This window comes from Halorubrum trapanicum, assembly GCF_002355655.1.
Lineage (GTDB): Archaea > Halobacteriota > Halobacteria > Halobacteriales > Haloferacaceae > Halorubrum > Halorubrum trapanicum_A.
In genome coordinates this window covers 1497125-1514558 of sequence record NZ_AP017569.1, presented here as the reverse complement: position 1 = coordinate 1514558, position 17434 = coordinate 1497125, and the positions used below count along the sequence as shown (strand labels likewise).

At 70.0% G+C, this 17434-nt stretch carries 19 protein-coding genes; 10 read left to right on the top strand and 9 right to left on the bottom strand.

The window, feature by feature from the left end; translation table 11 throughout:
- Positions 1–123 precede the first annotated feature (123 nt).
- The gene (locus CPZ01_RS07325) at positions 124–2109 is read right to left on the bottom strand and encodes an aconitate hydratase (protein ID WP_096394126.1); all 1986 of its coding nucleotides are present in this window, start codon (positions 2107–2109) and stop codon (positions 124–126) included.
- A 275-nt stretch (positions 2110–2384) separates the two neighbouring features.
- Between CPZ01_RS07325 and CPZ01_RS07320 the strand changes: the two genes are divergently transcribed.
- Positions 2385–2858 (top strand): deoxyuridine 5'-triphosphate nucleotidohydrolase, encoded by a 474-nt coding sequence (locus CPZ01_RS07320; protein ID WP_096394125.1) that lies wholly within the window; start codon positions 2385–2387, stop codon positions 2856–2858.
- 54 nt (positions 2859–2912) lie between these two features.
- Here CPZ01_RS07320 and CPZ01_RS07315 read toward each other — a convergent pair whose 3' ends face one another.
- The 4 genes from CPZ01_RS07315 to CPZ01_RS07300 form a co-directional block, all read right to left on the bottom strand.
- Positions 2913–3287 carry a tautomerase family protein gene (locus CPZ01_RS07315; RefSeq protein ID WP_096394124.1) on the bottom strand — a complete coding sequence of 125 codons (375 nt, stop codon included), beginning with the start codon at positions 3285–3287 and terminating at the stop codon, positions 2913–2915.
- A gap of 338 nt (positions 3288–3625) precedes the next feature.
- Positions 3626–4990, bottom strand: coding sequence for an LLM class flavin-dependent oxidoreductase (locus CPZ01_RS07310; RefSeq protein ID WP_096394123.1), 1365 nt, complete (start codon positions 4988–4990; stop codon positions 3626–3628).
- A gap of 127 nt (positions 4991–5117) precedes the next feature.
- Complete coding sequence (locus CPZ01_RS07305) at positions 5118–5525, bottom strand: CBS domain-containing protein (protein ID WP_096394122.1); 408 nt, start codon at positions 5523–5525, stop codon at positions 5118–5120.
- A gap of 34 nt (positions 5526–5559) precedes the next feature.
- Positions 5560–6516, bottom strand: a complete 957-nt coding sequence (locus CPZ01_RS07300; protein ID WP_096394121.1) for a DUF5787 family protein — start codon at positions 6514–6516, stop codon at positions 5560–5562.
- A 123-nt stretch (positions 6517–6639) separates the two neighbouring features.
- On the opposite strand from CPZ01_RS07300, the gene CPZ01_RS07295 reads away from it, so the two are divergent.
- The 3 genes from CPZ01_RS07295 (at position 6640) to CPZ01_RS07285 (ending at position 8576) form a co-directional block, all read left to right on the top strand.
- Positions 6640–7023 carry a hypothetical protein gene (locus CPZ01_RS07295; RefSeq protein WP_096394120.1) on the top strand — a complete coding sequence of 128 codons (384 nt, stop codon included), beginning with the start codon at positions 6640–6642 and terminating at the stop codon, positions 7021–7023.
- Positions 7020–7667, top strand: coding sequence for an NUDIX hydrolase (locus tag CPZ01_RS07290; RefSeq protein WP_096394119.1), 648 nt, complete (start codon positions 7020–7022; stop codon positions 7665–7667). The genes CPZ01_RS07295 and CPZ01_RS07290 overlap by 4 nt, the downstream gene beginning before the upstream one ends.
- Before the next feature lie 69 nt (positions 7668–7736).
- Positions 7737–8576 carry an NAD+ synthase gene (locus tag CPZ01_RS07285; RefSeq protein WP_096394118.1) on the top strand — a complete coding sequence of 280 codons (840 nt, stop codon included), beginning with the start codon at positions 7737–7739 and terminating at the stop codon, positions 8574–8576.
- 428 nt (positions 8577–9004) lie between these two features.
- On the opposite strand, the gene CPZ01_RS07280 is transcribed toward CPZ01_RS07285, so the two are convergent.
- The gene (locus tag CPZ01_RS07280) at positions 9005–10120 is read right to left on the bottom strand and encodes an anthranilate phosphoribosyltransferase (RefSeq protein WP_096394117.1); all 1116 of its coding nucleotides are present in this window, start codon (positions 10118–10120) and stop codon (positions 9005–9007) included.
- 128 nt (positions 10121–10248) lie between these two features.
- Here CPZ01_RS07280 and CPZ01_RS07275 point away from each other — a divergent pair, with 128 nt between their 5' ends.
- From CPZ01_RS07275 to ahbB, 3 genes are all read left to right on the top strand, one after another.
- A complete protein-coding gene (locus CPZ01_RS07275; protein ID WP_096394116.1) occupies positions 10249–10740 on the top strand; it encodes a hypothetical protein in 492 nt (163 codons plus the stop codon).
- A gap of 220 nt (positions 10741–10960) precedes the next feature.
- On the top strand, positions 10961–11119 hold the full coding sequence (locus CPZ01_RS15415) for a DUF7317 family protein (RefSeq protein WP_172863941.1): 159 nt from the start codon (positions 10961–10963) through the stop codon (positions 11117–11119).
- Between the two features lie 88 nt (positions 11120–11207).
- On the top strand, positions 11208–12287 hold the full coding sequence (gene ahbB, locus CPZ01_RS07270; protein WP_096394115.1) for a siroheme decarboxylase subunit beta: 1080 nt from the start codon (positions 11208–11210) through the stop codon (positions 12285–12287).
- A gap of 37 nt (positions 12288–12324) precedes the next feature.
- Here ahbB and CPZ01_RS07265 read toward each other — a convergent pair whose 3' ends face one another.
- The 3 genes from CPZ01_RS07265 to CPZ01_RS07255 form a co-directional block, all read right to left on the bottom strand.
- Positions 12325–13104, bottom strand: a complete 780-nt coding sequence (locus tag CPZ01_RS07265) for a bacteriorhodopsin (RefSeq protein WP_096394114.1) — start codon at positions 13102–13104, stop codon at positions 12325–12327.
- 1 nt (position 13105) lies between these two features.
- Complete coding sequence (locus tag CPZ01_RS07260) at positions 13106–14791, bottom strand: methyl-accepting chemotaxis protein (protein ID WP_096394113.1); 1686 nt, start codon at positions 14789–14791, stop codon at positions 13106–13108.
- A 132-nt stretch (positions 14792–14923) separates the two neighbouring features.
- Positions 14924–15478 carry a DoxX family protein gene (locus CPZ01_RS07255; RefSeq protein ID WP_096394112.1) on the bottom strand — a complete coding sequence of 185 codons (555 nt, stop codon included), beginning with the start codon at positions 15476–15478 and terminating at the stop codon, positions 14924–14926.
- 267 nt (positions 15479–15745) lie between these two features.
- Here CPZ01_RS07255 and CPZ01_RS07250 point away from each other — a divergent pair, with 267 nt between their 5' ends.
- The 3 genes from CPZ01_RS07250 (at position 15746) to CPZ01_RS07240 (ending at position 17416) form a co-directional block, all read left to right on the top strand.
- Positions 15746–16552 (top strand): aldo/keto reductase, encoded by an 807-nt coding sequence (locus CPZ01_RS07250; RefSeq protein WP_096394111.1) that lies wholly within the window; start codon positions 15746–15748, stop codon positions 16550–16552.
- Between the two features lie 91 nt (positions 16553–16643).
- A complete protein-coding gene (locus tag CPZ01_RS07245) occupies positions 16644–16829 on the top strand; it encodes a hypothetical protein (RefSeq protein WP_096394110.1) in 186 nt (61 codons plus the stop codon).
- 179 nt (positions 16830–17008) lie between these two features.
- The gene (locus tag CPZ01_RS07240) at positions 17009–17416 is read left to right on the top strand and encodes a DUF5790 family protein (protein ID WP_096394109.1); all 408 of its coding nucleotides are present in this window, start codon (positions 17009–17011) and stop codon (positions 17414–17416) included.
- The last annotated feature ends 18 nt before the right edge of the window (positions 17417–17434 follow it).

Genomic DNA, 17434 nt, shown 5'->3' with positions numbered 1-17434 from the left:
ACTCCCGCTCTCGTTCACGTCGATATCAACGAGGCGCCGCCGATGCGCACGGCCGCCGCTACGAGCACGGACGCGTCGAAAAAATCGGGAAACCGGACCGTCGAGTCTCGCGTGACAGCGCGCTCAGTCGTCGGCCGGCGCCGCGCCGGAGCCGCCGTCGGCGTGCTGCTGTTTGACCCACGAGAGCTTGCCGCCGGCCGCGAGGATGTCGCGCTCGCGCTCGGAGGCGTCGAGGTCGGCGGTGAACTCCCACTCGCCGTTGACGCTCACGGTGAACTCCTCCTGCCCGGAGCGGACGCCCGCGGGCACGTCGTCGACGATCTCGAGGTCGTCGCCCTGGTCGATCTTCTCGTACGTCTCCTCGTCGATCGCCAGCGGGACGATCCCGAAGTTGAAGAGGTTCGCCTTGTGGATGCGGGCGAAGCTCTGGGCGAAGACGGCCTCGATGCCGAGGTACATCGGACAGAGCGCGGCGTGTTCGCGCGAGGAGCCCTGGCCGTAGTTCTCGCCGGCCACGAGGACGCCGCCGTCGGCGGCGAGCGCGCGCTCGGCGAACGTGTCGTCGACGCGCGAGAGCGTGAACTCGGAGAGCTTCTCGATGTTCGAGCGGAACTTGAGGATGTCCGCCGTCGCCGGGATGATGTGGTCGGTGGTGATGTTGTCCTCCATCTTGAGGAGGGCCTCACCGCCGTCCACGTCGATGTCGTCTTTCAGCGGCACGTCGCCGATGTTCGGGCCCTTGACGAGGCCGTCGTCGATCGCCTCGTCGGGCGAGATGATGTCCGAGTCGTCCTCGCCCATGCCGGGGCCGTACTTCGTCCCCATCTCCAGGCCGGGCGCCTCGAGGTCGCCGAGCTCGTCCGCGAGGTCGCGCGGGTCGACGATCTCGCCGGTGATGGCCGCCGCGGTGGCGACCTCGGGCGAACAGAGGAAGACGGAGTCGTCCTCGATGCCGGAGCGACCCTCGAAGTTCCGGTTGAAGGTGCGCAGCGAGACGGAGTCGGAGGCGGGCACGTGACCGATGCCGATGCACGCGCCGCAGGTCGCCTCGGAGAAGTTGACGCCGGCCGCCATCATCTCCGCGGTCCAGCCCTCGCGGGCCAGCATCTCGGAGGCCTGCTTCGAGCCGGGCGCGACGATCATCTCGGTCTGCTTGGCGACCTCGCGGTCCTCCAGCATCTTCGCGCTGGGGAGGATGTCCTCGTAGGCGCCGTTGGTACAGGAGCCGACGATGACCTGCTCGACGTCGGTGCCCTCGTACTCGCTGACGGGGGCGACGTTGTCGGGCATCGAGGGCGCGGCCACGAGCGGTTCGAGCTCGTTTAAGTCGACCTCGATCGTCTCGGCGTACTCCGCGTCGTCGTCGGGCTGGAGGTCGACGTACTCCTCCTCGCGGTCCTGGCGCGCGAGCCAGTCCTTCGTCTTCTCGTCGGTCGCGAAGATCGAGGAGGTGGCGCCGAGCTCGGTGCCGAGGTTCGTGATCGTGGTGCGCTCGGGGATCGTGAGCTTCTCGGCGCCGGGGCCGGTGTACTCGAAGATCTTGCCGACGCCGCCCTTGACGGTCAGCTCGCCGAGCAGGTGGAGCGCGACGTCCTTCGCGGTCGCCCACTCGGGCAGCTCCCCTTCGAGGTGGACGTTGACGACCTCCGGCATCTCGACGTAGTAGGGGCCGCCGCCCATCGCGACGGCGATGTCGAGGCCGCCCGCGCCGATCGCGAGCTGGCCGAGCCCGCCGGGGGTCGGCGTGTGCGAGTCGGAGCCGAGCAGCGTCTTGCCGGGCGCCGCGAAGTTCTCCTTGTGGACCTGGTGGCAGATACCGTTGCCGGGCCGGGAGAAGTAGGCGCCGTACGTGCCCGCCGCGGAGCGGAGGAAGCGGTGGTCGTCGGTGTTCTTGAAGTCGAACTGGTACGTCTGGTGGTCGCAGTACTGCGCGGCCAGCTCCGTCTGGACCTCGTCCAAGTCGAGCGCCTCGAACTGCAGCCACACCATCGTCCCCGTCGTGTCCTGCGTCAGCACCTGGTCGATCTCGATGCCGATCTCCTCGCCGGGCGTCAGCTCGCCCTCGACGAGATGGTCATCGAGGATCTTCTCCGTAATCGTCTGTCCCATATCACGCGAAGATGGCCGTCCCGTGGATATAAAACCCGCGAGTTTCCCGAAGATCGACCGTGTTAGATCCCGCGATGCGGCAACGCTCGCTGTGATCCCCGCGTGATACCACGCACCGTGAAATACGTAGCCGTCCAGTGTATTTTAGGACATTAAACGCCTGAAACGGCCAAAATCGGGCCTCTCAGCGGTCACGGCGAAACCCGCCGATTCGACCGGTCTCGTCGCGCGCCGCGGACGACACCGTTTTGCCTCGCCCGCGGTTCCGGACGCGCATGTACGACTCGGGAGCCGCGGTCGCGGCGGCGCTGGAGGCGGCCGGCGCCGACCTCGACGAGGAGCAGCGACAGCCGAACGGCGTCGACCTCACCGTCGACGCGGTGTTCGCACAGACCGAACCGGGCCGGCTCGGGCGCGACGGGAAGCGCGTGGGCGAGCGGCGGGAGCTGGAGCCCCGGGGCGACTGCTACCGGCTCGAACGCGGGAGCTACGTCGTCCGCTACGGCGAGCCGGTGCGGATCCCGGAAGAGCGGATCGGGTTCGTCCTCCCGCGCTCGACGCTGCTGCGGAACGCCTGTACCCTCGACACCGCGGTGTGGGACGCGGGCTACGAGGGCGTCGGCGAGGGGCGCCTCGACGTCGGCCACCCGATCGAGATCGAGCCGGGCGCGCGGATCGCGCAGCTCGTCTTCGCCGAGGCCGACCACGAGGGGACGTACGAGGGCGACTACCAGAAAGAGAACCTCTGAGCGGCGGTGCGGGCCGGCCGCGCTCGGGAGAGCGATCGAGGGGCGGCGGGCCGCCTACGCCCCGTCCCAGTCGCCGCCGACGCGGTCGACCCCCATCATGTCCTCGCCGGCGTGCTCGGTGAAGACGACCTTACAGTTCGGCTCGGGGACGCCGAACGCCTCGACCGCCCGCTCCATCACCGCCAGCGCGAACGCGCGCTTGTACTCGAAGGGCCGGCCCTCGCGGATCTCGGCGTCCAAGAAGAGGAGCGGTCCCTCGACCGCCCGCCCGATCGCCATCGCGGACGGCTCGTGTTCCGCGATCGTCACCGCGACGTGGCCCGCGCTCGTCTCCATCTCCTCGGTGTACCGGTCGGTGACGAACGCGACGAACGCCTCGCGCTCGGCGGACGACAGCGACAGCGTCGTCGCGAACTGTAAGAGCGGCATACCCGTGGCTCGAACGGGAGCGACTTCGCACTGTCGGCCTAGAGTAGTCGGTTACCGGCGGCTGCGCGAGCGAATCGCTCCGCGCGTAAAGGAACGAACGGCACGCCCGTGCCGGGAAAAGATGGCACGAGCGTGTCGTTCTGTAGGTCCCCGCTGACGCTTCGGCCCTCCAAGCGAAGCGTCACCTGAAACAAGCGGTGGTAGACACTTAAGCGTGCCGGGGGCGGCAGCGTTGTCGTATTAGTTAGCGGCAACGCGTTCACAACAGCTCGCTCACACGAGCCGCGAAACCACGCGAAGGCGTCCGGTCGGATCGGACTCCGAGCGGTCTCCGCGCGCTACTGCCGGGCGGGGTGGTCCCCGCGGAGCCCCGTCTGCCCCTCGCCGAGGAGCCGCTCGCGGAGCGTCTCGCCCGGGGGCTCGGCGTCGGCCGGGGGGACCAGTCCGCGCTCGCGCAGCTCCGGGACGACGAGGTCGACGAAGTCGACGAGCGAGTCGGGGCGGACGACCTCCTTGACGTTGAACCCGTGGACGCCGACCTCCTCGTGCCAGCGCTGGAGCTCGTCGGCGACCTGCTCCGGCGTCCCGACGATCTTCGGCGAGGTGGTACCGAGCCCGCAGAACTCCGCGACCTCGCGGACCGTCCACTCGCGGTCGGGCTGGGCCTTCGTGAACGCGTTCATCGTCCCTTGGATCGCGTCCGTCTCGATGTGTTCGACCTTCTGGTCGGGGTCGAGCTCCGAGAGGTCCATGTCGAGGAAGCCGGACAACAGCGCGAGCGTCGCCTCGACGTCGACGTGGCGCTTGTACTCCTCGTACTTCGCCTCCGCGAGCGCCTCCGTCTCGCCGACGACCGGCACCACGCCGATAAAGAAGCGGAGGCTCTCGGAGTCGCGGCCGGCGTCGGCCGCGCGCGACTTCACGTCCGCCATGTACTCGACGACGCCCTCCTCGGTCGGCTGGCTGGCGAAGACGGCCTCGGCGTTGCGCGCGGCGAACGACCGGCCGTGATCGGAGGAGCCGGCCTGGTAAATGACCGGGGTGCGCTGGGGGGACGGCTCGCAGCCGTGCGGGCCCGGCACCGAGAAGTGGTCGCCCTCGTGGTCGATCGCAGAGACCTTCTCCGGGTCGCTGTACCGGCCGGCCTCGCGGTCGACCTCGACGGCGTCGTCGTCCCACGACTCTTCCCACAGCTTGTAACAGACGTCGAGGAACTCGTCGGCCCGGTCGTAGCGCGTCTCCTTGTCCATCCGCTCGTCGAGCCCGAGGTTCTCGGCGGCCGATTCCAGGTAGGAGGTGACGACGTTGAGCGCGACCCGCCCGTCGGTGAGGTGATCGAGCGTCGAGAACTCCCGCGCGAGCTGGTAGGGGTGGGTGTACGTCGTCGAGCGCGTCACCGCGAAGCCGATGTCCTCCGTGACCTCCGCCATCGCGGGCACGACGAGCTGCGGGTCGTTCGCGGGCGTCTGGACCGCGCGCTTGACGGCCGTTTCGCGGTCGTCGCCGTACACGTCGTAGATCCCGCGTACGTCGGCGAAGAACACGGCGTCGAAGCCGCCCCGCTCGGCGGTGCGCGCGACCTCGGTCCAGTACTCGCGGTCGGCGTAGTCCGCCGACCGGTCGCCGGGGTACCGCCACGACCCGGGCGAGACGTGCTCGACCGAGGACATGGTGAAGAGGTTGAGGTGTAGGTGATCGGACACGGTCCCCGGTACGCGCTCCGGGGTAATACGGACACAGGAAGTGGCGGCACTTGTCGCGGTCGCGGACGGACGAGGGGACGCCGCGGCAGCGTCGACCGCCGCCGCGACCGGTTCGGTGCGGGACGCGCTACGCCGAGACCGACTCCGGCGAGGAGACGTACGCGGCGAAGTCGGAGGTGGTGATGATGCCGATGGGCGTCTCCCCGTCGACGACCGGCACGTGGTGGAAGCCGCGTTCGAGCATCGTCGCGGCGACGGCCGCGACGTCGTCCTGTGCGCCCGCCGTGATCGGGTCCCGCGTCATGTACCGCTCGACCGTCGTCTCGGCCTTCGGCTGGCTCTTCGCGACGATGTCGACGAAATCCGTCGAGGTTAAGATCCCGACGAGGTCGCCGTCGTCGTCGACGACCAGCACCGAGCTGATGTCGTTCTCGAGCAGCACCGCGGCCGCGTCCTCGACCAGCGTGTCCGGGGTCACCGTGTGGAGGTCCGTCGACATCAGTCGCGCCACGAAGACGTCTTCGATCTCGTCCATACCGGAAGGACCCGCTCTCGCCGTATAAGCGTTCTCACAGGTACCGAGAGAGCCCGGACTGGCGGCGCGGTCCGCCCCCGTCGGGGTCCGCGACCCACGCCGTGCGCTCGTCGCGCAGGCGGTCGCGCTCCGCGTCCGGCGGGTCGGCGGGCTCGAAGGCCGGACACCCGCTCCCGCACTCGCGGCCGGGGTCGACCACGCGGTCGAAGTGCGCGCAGCGCGGCCGCCCGTCGGCGGTCGCCTCGCCGTGCGCGCACGCCGGCGGGTCGGGGCGCCACCCCTTCCCGTACGCGCGCTCGGCGATCCGCCGCCGTTTGCGGGCCTTCGCCTCGGGATCGACTAAGGCGACCTCCGTGCGGGAGGGGCGCTCCGCCCGGATCTCGACGCCGGGCGCGTCCGGGTCGAGCGGCGTCGGCTCGCGGACGACCTCGCGCGCCCCGGTCTCGGGGTCGAACCGCCAGACCCCGACCGCGTCGGGGATCCGGTTGAGGTGCGCGCGGGTGACGTAGGAGGCGGTCGCGAGGACGACCTCGTCGAACAGGCCGAGCGCCGCGTCGTACCGCAACTGCGCCTCCAGGTCGCCGGGCGTCCCGAGGTCGGGCTTGTTCTCGACGGCGACCAGCTCGCCGACCCAGTCCTCCGGGTAGCGGGCGGTGGCGCGCACGGCGTCCCGCCCGTTCCGCCGCTCGCGTTCGAGGTAGCCGACCTCGACCGCGCGCTCGACGACGGCGGCGGCCCGGTCCGGCGGGAGGTCGAACGCCTCGGCGACGGGCACGGCCTCGCCGGGACCCACGGCGGCCTCGATAGCGGGGTCCGGGATGCGCTCGGCGCTGATCGCGGCGCGGTCGTCGAAGCCCGGTCCCGGCGACAGCAGGCAGCCGTCGACGATGCGCGTCCCCGGCGTTTCGACCCCTGCGCCGAGCTGGCGGGCGACGACGCGGTCGGGGGATTCGAGCGCGGCGCAGAGCGCCAGCTCGAACCGGTACTCCATACCCTCGACAGGGCCGCCGCGGTGTAAAACGCGTCGCCGCGCTGCGCCGGGTCCGGCCGCCGTTTCGCCGACCGCGCCCCCGCGGGTCGAAACCGGTATTCCCCGCGGGACCGTACGGCGACCATGCGCCGGGTCACCCGGAACCTCCTCGTCGCCATCGCCCTGGTCGTCGTCGCGCTGCTCGCGCTCGGCGCCCTCCCCAGCTACCTCGGCAGCGGCGACCCGTACTACCTCACCGTCGAACCGATCGAGACGAACGGCACCGCCGCCGACGTGAACAACGTCTCCGACCGGCGGTACCCGTACCTGATCGGCGCGATAGAGAGCGACGACGGGCGCTCCGCGGGGTACCAGACCGGCCCGTACGGAATGAAGGAGTGGTTCACGCACACCCCGTTCGACGAGGTGGACGCGCTCACCCGGCAGGTGCCGGACGCCGCGACGGAGACCGGGGTGCGAGTGCGTCGCGACGGCCAGGCGTACCACGCGGAGGTGGTCCGCCCGTGACCGATGAGCGACCGGGCCCCGGCGCGGGCGACGGCCCCGCCGACCCCGACGCCCCGGCCGCCGACCTCCGCGACCTGCCGGCGTTCTCGGACGGCCGCAGCCACTCGCTGCCGGGCGAGCCGGAGTGGCCGGTGACGGAGGTCGTCGTCGAGTACGATGAGGGGTGGTTCGTCGGCGGCTACGACCGCGTCGAGCAGCCCGACGGGACGGAGAAGAACTACTACTGGGCGGAGCTGTCGCCCGCGACGGTCGTCGTCGCGGTCGCGGACGACCGGGTGCTGTTCGTCGAGCAGTACCGCCCCACCGTCCGGAACACCCAGCTGGAGCTCCCCGCGGGGATCGTCGAGTCCGGCGAGTCATACACGGAAGCGGGCGCGCGCGAGCTCGCCGAGGAGACCGGCTTCGCGCCGTCGTCGACCTCGCTGCTCCAGGAGGTGTGGTGTTCGACCGGCGTGTTGCGCCACAAGCGCGGCTACGTGTTCGCGGAGGGGTTAGCGCCGGTCGACGTCGACCACGACAGCAACGAGTTCCTCGCCCCGCGGGCGGTCCCGGTCGACGAAGCACTGGAGATAGCCCGCGAGCCGCCGACGAACGACGCGACGCTGGAAGGGTTACTGTTGGCCGAAGAGGAAGGACTGCTGTAGAACCCGACGCGCGTCCAGTTCCCCGCGCCGACGGGGAGGTATTAGTCGCCTCGGTCCCTCTACCCGCCCATGAGTCAGACCTCGGAGCAGTCGGTGCTGCTGTCGGACGACCCCCCGCTCGACCTCCGCCTCTCGGACGCGGAGCTGGCGGCGACCCGCGAGCGCATCGTCTCGTTCATCCGCGACGTCGTCGACGACGCGGGGGCGGAGGGCGCCGTCCTCGGTCTCTCGGGCGGGATCGACTCGACGCTCACCGCCCACCTCGCGGTCGAGGCGCTCGGCGAGGAGGGCCTCCACGGGCTGACGATGCCCTCGTCCGTGAACGACCCGGACGTGATGAGCGACGCCGAGCGCGTCGCCCACGACCTCGGAATCGAGTACGACGTGGTCGAGATCCAGCCGATCGCGGAGGCCTTCTTCGACGCCTTCCCGGACGCGGCCGACGACCGCACCGCCGCGGGCAACGTCTACGTCCGCACCCGCGCCGTGCTGAACTACTTCGTCGCCAACGCCGAAAATCGGGTCGTCCTCGGCACCGGAAACCGCGCCGAGGCGATGACCGGCTACTTCACGAAGTACGGCGACCAGGCGGTCGACTGTAACCCCATCGGCAACCTCTACAAACAGCAGGTGCGCCAGCTGGCCGCGCACGTCGGCGTCGACCGCGACCTCGTGATGCAGGAGCCGACGGCGGGCATGTGGGAGGGACAGACCGACGCCGCGGAGATGGGGCTCGACTACGACACCGTCGACGCCATCCTCGCCGTCCACGTCGACGGCGGGCTCTCGCGCGCGGCGACGGTCCGCGAGCTCGACGTCCCCGAAGCGGCCGTCGACCGCGTGGTCGACCTCTACGAGCGCAGCGCCCACAAGCGGGCGATGCCGCCGGCGCCCGACCGCGACTTATAAGGAATCGACTGCGTCTCGACGAATACTTATAAAGAGGACTGCGGTGGCGCGTGCCCGCGAACGGCCGCCTTGGCGGCCGTGAGCGGCACCGCGCGAGGGAGTCGCGAACGCAGTGAGCGACGAGGCTGGGGAGGCGTGAGGCGCGGGGCGGTGCTGTGCGGGACGGGACTCAAAGGGGCAGTCGCGAGGGCGGCGCAGGCGACGCAAGCACCGCAGGAACGAGCGCAGCGAGTGACGAGGAGCGCAGCGAGCGTGCGTCCGCCTCGCGGCTGGGGATTTGACGGAGTTCAACGCCGATCCACTATCAGCCATTTATAAGCGAACGACCGGCTCTTTGGAGGAATTCGTCGCAGAGTCGTCGATCACTTATAAATATCCGACGGAAACACCGATCGATCACAACCGGAACTCTGGGGACGCGACCGCTCTCAGAACTCCCGCAGTTCCTCTAGAACCTCGTACGCGGAGCCGTCGTCGATGGCTTCTCGGGCCGCGTCAAGGCCCTCCTCGATCGAGTCCGCGTCCTCGCCGGCGTAGATCCGGAGCGCGGCGTTGACCGCGACCGCGTCCGCGAAGGCGCCGTCGCGCTCGCCGGCCAGCACCGCCTCGGTGATCGCGGCCGAATCGACCGCCACGTCGTCGACCGCGAGGTCCTCTTCTTCGAGGTCCATCCCGTACTCCGCGGTCTCGATCTCGAAGTCGTCGAAGGAGGCGCCCTCGCTGCCGGCTTCCTCCGCGTCGTTCCCCGCCGCCTCACCGCGGTCGCCCGCGTCCCACTCCGCGACCTTCGTGTAGCCGGGGCGGACGTCGTCGTACCCCTCCATGCCCTGGAACATCAGGACGCGGTCGAGGTCGTGGAACTCGCTTTCCACGAACGTGTCGACCACCTTCTTCGCGAACGCGAGGTGGTAGAAGGAGCCGAGGTGCGTCGAGGCGCCGGCGGGGTTCGCCAGCGTCTCGACGGTGTTGACGAACGTCCGGACGCCCATCATGTCGCGGCGGTCGAACAGGTCGTCGATCGCGGGGTTGAACGCGGGCTGGTAGTAGAAGCCGAAGCCGGTCTCGTCGACCATGTCGGCGGAGTCCGAGGGCGTCAGCTCCGTGTGGACGCCCAGCTCGTCGAGGACGTGCTTGTACGCGTCCTGCTTCTGGGTCGGGACGCGGTCGCCCGAGTGGACGACGACGGGCGTGCCCGCGGCGGCCGCGACCGCCCCGGCCGCGACGCCTAAGATTGCGGTCCGCCCCTTCCCGTCGTAGTTGGCGCCGCAGTCGACTGGGTCGACGTCGGGCTCGGCGTACTCGACGCGGTCGCACATCACGTCGACGTACGCGCCGAGCTCCTCGGGCGTGTTCCGCTTCCAGCGGTTCGCGAGCCAGAACGCCCCGAGCGTCGTCGGGTCCGGCTCGTCCGCGAGGATGCGCTCGAACGCCTCGGTCGCCTGCGCGCGCGTGAGGTCGTCGGCCGACTTGTGGCCGGAGCCGCAGACCTCGGTCATCAGCCGCTTGAGGGGCCAGTCGCCGAACTCCTGGGTCGCCTGAGCCATACGCACCGTTCGGGTTCTCCGACGAAAAGTCCCCCGTTCGACTCCCGAGCGCTGGGAAGGGGACGGTACCGGATCGGACCGGATGCGGGCGCAGAAGATATTTATTTCGCCCCGCTGCGGGACAGATCGTGACCGATCAAGCCCCGAACGGCTCGGGTCGAAGCCCTACGGTCGAACGCCGATACCGAGCGACGAGGCGGGCGGTCCTCGCCGGCTCCACGCTCGCGCTCGGTGGCGTTTCCGGCTGTCTCGGGCGAGCGTTCCGCGACGACCTCCCGGCAGCGACCGTGTCGGTGCGGTCGACCGAGCGGGTCGACGACTCCGCACACGACGCGACCGTCGAGGTAGCCGACCGGACCGCGCGGATCGAGGGGCGGTTCGCCGCGCCGGTCGACTGCGTCGCCCTTGACGCGAGCGTGTTCACCTCGAGGCCCGACGAGGGCCTCGCAGTCGTGGAGATCGCGGCCACGGAGACCGAAGCGGGCTGTGACGGTCCCGCGGCCGTCGCGTACGAGGGCGAGATCGAGTTCGAGTTCACGGTCCGCGATTTCACCCTGACACACTATCTCCGCGACGACGAGGACCAAGTTAACGTGGCGCACTACGAGCGAGGCGACTGACCTCCGTCCCCGTTCGCGGCGCGCGCGAGCGACGAATACCGGTTAGCCGGCGGCTCGCGCCGGTTGCGTAACACACGATCACACATCTTAACAAGACGAACGTCTCTTTTTGACACAAAATAGAATACGCACGTACAACTCTATGCCGTTCATATTCTGTAACACTCTCTAAATAGCGTTAGTGTTATATATTCGTCCATCTACTAACTGGTTGTACCCGATGACGTCCAAATCCGTCGCCACCGCGCTCACGCTGTACCGCTCCCGCACCCTGACGCTCGAACAGGCCGCGACCGTCGGCGGCTGCTCGACGACGCAGCTGGAAGAGAGCGCCCGGGCGTTCGCGCCGACGCCGGGCGAGGCCCCCGCCGACGACTGACCCGCGCGCACGTTACCGGCCGGCGCGCTCCCGTTGACGATCGACGTCCTCCGAAACCCGTACGTACGCCCGAATCCTAACCCGCGTAATGAGTCTGGACGCCGACTGGCGGGCCGACCTCGACGCGGTCGACGCGGCCCTCATCGACGAGTACCAGAGCGGCTTCCCCGTCGAGTCGCGCCCGTTCGAGCGCGTCGCCCGCGAGATCAGCGCCGAAACGGGAGCCGATGTCGACGCCGACGAGCTCCTCGGCCGCGTCCGCGACCTGCGCGACCGCGGCGTGTTCCGGCGGTTCGGCGCCGTGCTCAACCCCCCGGTCATCGGCTCTTCGACGCTGGCGGCGGTGCGCGCGCCCGAGGACCGGTTCGACGAGGTCGCCGAGGTGATCAACGGCTACCGGCAGGTGAACCACAACTACCGCCGCGACCACGAGTGGAACCAGTGGTTCGTCGTCACCGCCGGCTCGCGGGAGCGACGGGACGAGATCCTCGCGGAGATCGAGGAGCGCACCGGCTGCGAGGTGCTCGCGCTCCCGATGCTCACCGACTACTACATCGATCTGGAGTTCCCCGTCGTCAACGGCGACCGATTTGCGAGAGAGTCCCTCGAAGAGACCGACGTGTCGGCCACCCGCATCTCGGAGGACGCGCGCGGCGACCTCACGCCCCTCGAAGCCGACCTCCTCCTCGCGATTCAGGACGGCTTCCCGCTGTCCGCGACCCCCTACGCCGACGTGGCGGACGAGATCGGCGCGAGCGGCTCCGAGGTTGACCCGACCGTCGACGAGGTGCTCGCGGCGGTCGAGCGCCTGCTCGCGGACGGCTGTATCAAGCGGATCGGCTGCGTCGTCAACCACGTCGTCACCGGGTTCACGAACAACTGTATGGTGGTCTGGGACGTGCCCGACGACGAGCTCGACGAGCGCGGCGAGGCCGTCGGGAGCCTCCCGTATGTCACCCTCTGTTACCACCGGCCGCGCCGCCCCGACCAGGGGTGGGAGTACAACCTGTTCACGATGATCCACGGCCGCGAGGCCGAGGCGGTCGACGCGAAGATCGACGAGCTGGCGGCCGATCATCTCCCGTTCGCTCACGAGCGGCTCTACTCGACTGAGACGCTGAAACAGACCGGCGCGCGCTACGCGGACCTCGTCGCGGACGGCGAGTAGAAGGGAAAGCAGCGAGAAAGAAGAAACGGACCGCAGATTAGTCGTCGCCGAGGACGGTCGTCCGCTCTTCGGTCCCGGAGTCGGCGGCGACGAACTCGTCTTCGGCGGCGTCCACGCCGAGCCCGCCGTCGGCGCCGAGGCGGTCGAGCGCGTCGGCGCCCGCGACCGCGACGACGACGAAGCCGACCTTCGAGACGACGTCGAGGTAGACGAACACGAGCATCTCCGTCGCGGGCGTCAGCAGGCCGAAGCCTGTCGGCGCGAGCAGCCACACGACCGGGTACAGCGTCCACAGCACCACCGTGATGTTCCGGAGGGTGCCGAAGACCGCGCGGACCCGGTCGCCCTCCGCCGAGGCCGACCGCGGGAGCGAGACGAGGAGCCCGTAGACGAGCGCGAGGTACGCGACCCCGGCGACGCCGAAGGCGATCCACGAGACCGTTCCGCCGGTGGCGGCGGCGGCGATTCCGCCGGCGATGATCACCACGTCGACGCCGATCAGCCCGGCGAGCACGCGCCGGGACGGCCGCGCGAGCAGCCCGAGGTACAGCAGGATGAGCGGCGTCGTCACGAGCCAGTCGACGTACCGGACGACCTCCAGCTCGCCGGCCGCCGTCGACAGCGTGCCGACGCCGAGCGCCATCGCGAGGTACGCGAGCGCCGCGACGCCGGTGACGCCGGCGAGGGTGCCGTAGTAGACGGCGTGCGACTCGTCGGCCTCCGAGGACCGGGAGAACAACGCCCACAGCGGGGGAACCGTCCCGGCGCCCATCGCGAGGGCGCCGATCCACGCCCAGACGGCGGTGTCGACGAGCATCTCAGTTCACCCCCTCCTCGGCGGCCGCGTCGTCGTCTCCGACGGTCGCCTCCTCGTCTCCGCCGTGCGAGAAGTCGAACTCGGTCCCCTCGCCGTCCGCGGTCCCCCCGTCGGAGACCGCCGTGGCGGTCGCGTCCGCGCCGTCCGCGTTCCCGGCGAGGCCGTCGTCGGCCGCGAACTCGAAGTCGTCGACCGCGTCGCGCAGCGCGAGCGCGCGGTCGGAGAGCGACCCGGCCGCGTTTTCGACCGCCCCGAGGGTCCGTTCCTGTTCGTCGACCGCGCCGGTGACGTCGCCGGCCGCGCTGGCCGTCTGCGCGCTGATCGCGGAGACGTCCTCGACGTGACCGACGACCGCGTCGACGGAGTCCGCCTGCGTCTCGGTCGCGCGGGTGATCTCGGTCATGCTGGTGTCGGTGCGCTCGGAGGCCTCCGCGAGGCGTTCGAGCGCGTCGATCGACGTCTCGACGGTCTCGACGCCGGCGGAGATCCGCTGTTCGGTGCGCGCCATCGCGTCGGCGCCCGTCTCCGCGCGCTCCTGGACGGAGCGGATCCGGGCCTCGATCTCGCTGGCCGACTCCTGGGTCTCCTCGGCCAGCGCCTTCACCTCCTCGGCGACGACCGCGAAGCCGGCGCCCTCGGCGCCGGAGCGGGCCGCCTCGATGGAGGCGTTCAGCGCGAGCAGGTTCGTCTGCTCGGCGATCTCCGAGATGGTGTCGACCACCTCGCCGATCTCCTCGACCTCCTCGGCGAGCGCCTCGACCTCCGCGGTCGTCTCCGCGGTCGTCTCCTCGACCGCGTCCATCTCCGCGAGCGCCTCCTCGGCGGCCTCGCGGCCCTCCTCGCCCACCTCGGCCGCGTGTTCCGCGGTCTCCGCCACGTCGGTGACGGTGGAGGCGACCTCCTCGGCCGACGACGCGAGGTTCTCGGCCTCGTCGGTCGCCGCCTGGAGGTCGTCGCGCTGGGTGCGCGCGCCCTCGGCGATCTCCTCGACCGCCTCGCTCACGGTCCCGGTCGTCGCCCGCAGGTCCTCCGTGCGGTCGTCGACGGTCCCGGCCACGTCGGCGGTGTCCTCGGCGACGGTCGCGACGGACGCGACCGTCTCCTCCAGCTCGTCGGCCATCTCGTTGAACGCGACGCCGACGCGCGCCATCGCCTCGTTGTCGACGTCGGAGTCGACCCGCTGGGTCAGGTCGCCGTCGGCGAGCGCGCGCATCGCCGACTCGTACTCGGTCGCCTTGCGCTCGACCGTCTCGGCGCGCGCGTCCGCCTCCCGCCGCGCCCCCTCCGCCTCCTCGCGAGCCGCTTCCGCGTCGGCGATCTCCGAGCGCAGCGAGCCGCGCATCTCGTCGAACGCCCGGAACAGCCGCCCGATCTCGTCGGTTCGGCCCGTCTCCAGTCGCACGTCGAGGTCCCCCTCGGCCATCCGCTCGGCCTTGGCCGTGAGCTGTCGCAGGGAGATGACCGTGTTCGATCCGACCGTGACGCCGATGAGCGCGAGCCCGATCACCGTCAACAGCGTCATCCCGACGAGCCCGGAGCGCACCGCTGCGCCCGCGGCGCCGGCCTCCTCCGCGCGGAGGTAGACGATGACACCGTATGAAACTGAAACCCCCATGACCCCGATCAAAGACAGCGCGAGCTTCGCGCCGTAACTCGACCGGATGCCGGAGGACGATCCCGCTTGCATGTGTATCGATCGACAGGGATCGTATCGGGATAATAACTGCTCCCCGAATATTAGCTGTGATAACTGTGATCGGCGCTGCGCCCGTTTAGCTCGCGGTTGGCGGCCGAATCGGTCAGGGAGACCGACCCCGCCTCATCCGAGGAGGTACCGCGTCCACGGGTACCGCTCGACGAGGGGCTGGCCGCCGATGTCGTACTCCTCGACGACCGAGTCGAGTCCGAGGATCCGGCCGGCGCCGAAGGCGGCGACCGAGAGGAACACGAGCATGTACGCGAAGTCGCCGTTGATGTAGCCGTGCGAGATGTCCCAGTTGCCGAGGTAGAAGAGGAGCATCATGAACGCCCCCCAGAACGCGGCGAGCCGCGTGAGGAGCCCGACGATCACGCCGAGGCCGATGAGGACCTCTCCCCACGGCACCGCGACGTTCACGAAGTCGACGAACAGCGCGTTCTCGCCCATCGCGGCGAACAGGCCGGCGGCCGGACTCCCGTTCGCGGCGGGCGCGTTCTGGAGGTAGCCCGCGGCGCTGAACTCGCCGCTGAGGACCTTGCTGAGCCCGCTCTGGAGGAACGCGAGGCCGATCATCAGCCGCAACGCGAGGATGAACCAGACGCTGAGCGTGTGGAGCTTCCCCTCGACCGAGACGCCGCCGATCGTGCTTCGGAGCGCGACTTCTTTCGTTGACATACGTCCCCCGACTCTCGGAGGTAACTTAAATAGAACGGCGGATTCTCGGGCGGTACGAGCCGTTCGAGGCCGGTCTCGCGATCTGTTCGAGGTCGCTCCCGCGATCTGTTCGGGGTCGACCCCGTGGTCTGTTCGAGGTCGCTCCCGCGATCTGTTCGGGGTCGACCCCGTGGTCTGTTCGAGGTCGCTCCCGCGATCTGTTCGAGGTCGCTCCCGCGTTCGTTGGCGACCGGTACGTTGAGGGCGTCGCCGTCCGCGTGGGGGACCATGGCAGACGCCTTCGACCGACTCGGGTACGGGACGTACAAGCTGGCCGCCGGCGAGGAGTGCGCCGCCGGCGTCGCCCACGCGATCGAGACCGGCTATCGCCACGTCGACACCGCGCAGGGGTACGACAACGAGGCGTCGGTCGGCGACGGGATCGACCGGAGCGGCGTCGACCGCGACGACCTGTTCGTCGCGACGAAGCTCTCGACGGACAACCTCTCGTACGACGACGCGGTCGAGACCGCCCGCGCCAGCCGCGACCGGCTCGGCGTCGACTCGATCGACCTGCTGTACGTCCACTGGCCGATCAACACGTACGACCCGGAGGAGACGCTGCCCGCGCTCGACGACCTCGTCGACGACGGCGTGATAGACCGGATCGGGCTCTCGAACTTCCGCCCCGACCAGCTCGACGAGGCGATCGACCGACTCGCGAACGACGTGTTCGCCCATCAGGTGGAGTGTCACCCCCTGCTTCAACAGGAGCGGCTCCGCGAGTACGCCGTCGAAGACGACCACTGGCTCGTCGCCTACTCCCCGATCGCGCGCAACCGCGTCGCCGACGTCGGCGCCCTTCAAGACGTCGCCGCGGCGCACGACGCCACCCCGGCGCAGGTGAGCCTCGCGTGGCTGCTCTCGAAGGAGCGCGTCGCGCCGATCCCGAAGGCGGCCGACTTCGGGCACGTCGAGGAGAACTGGACCGCCCGAGAGCTCGACCTGACCGACGACGAGATCGCCCGGATCGACGCCGTGGACCGCGGCGAGCGGATCGTCGACTTCGAGGAGGCGCCGTGGAACCGGGGATGACCCTCTCGTCGCCCGCGCGCTCGGGAGCGCTCAATATCGGTATTGTCGCCTCATAGTCGGTTTTACCTTTCGACCGTGCCACGCACGAACCGTGCCGGACCCGGACCGTGACACCGTCCCCGACCGCGACTCCGGCCCCCGCGACCGCCCGGCCCTCCTCGCCGCCACGCCCGACGCGGAGGCGGTGTCCGACTGGCTCCGGACGCTCGCCGCCCTCGCGGGCCTCCTCGGACTCCTGCTGACGCTGATCGCGGTGGAACTGCTCGTCCGGCTCTGAGTCGCCGCTCCTCGTCCGGATCCGAGCCGCCGCCCGACACCGCTCCGCCGTCCGCGGCTCCCGGCGAACCGGAACTGAACGCGAAATCCCCTCGATCGGGCTTCGGACCCGCCCTCACCGCAGATTTCACTTTCGCTTTCGGGCGCGTTTTTAAAAGGTGCGGGCACGACGTGTCCGGTATGGGCCAGTCCACGTTCGACGACGACGACCTGTTCGGCGAGGCGGCCGAGGAGACCCGCGCGGAGGTCGAAGAGCACCTCGCGGCGGCGCGCGACCAGCTCCCCGACCCCGACGCGGTCTGGGAGACGGACGCGGACAACGTCCTCGGCGCGCTCAACGGGCTGAAGTCCGCCCTCGACGCCGGCGACGCGGTCGACAGCGTCCGCTCGGCGAAGAAGGCGTACGTCCTCGGCGAGCGCGCCGACGCCTTCGAGGACGCCGACGATTTACAAGAAGAGATCGAGGAGCTGGAGTCGCTCGTCGGCGACATCGAGGACGCCGCCGAGGAGGTGGCCTCGCTCACCGGCACCGTGCCCGCGATCCGCGGGGCGCTTCAGGACGCGGCGGACGACGCGGACGAGGAGTAGCGACCGCGCCGCGCTTCT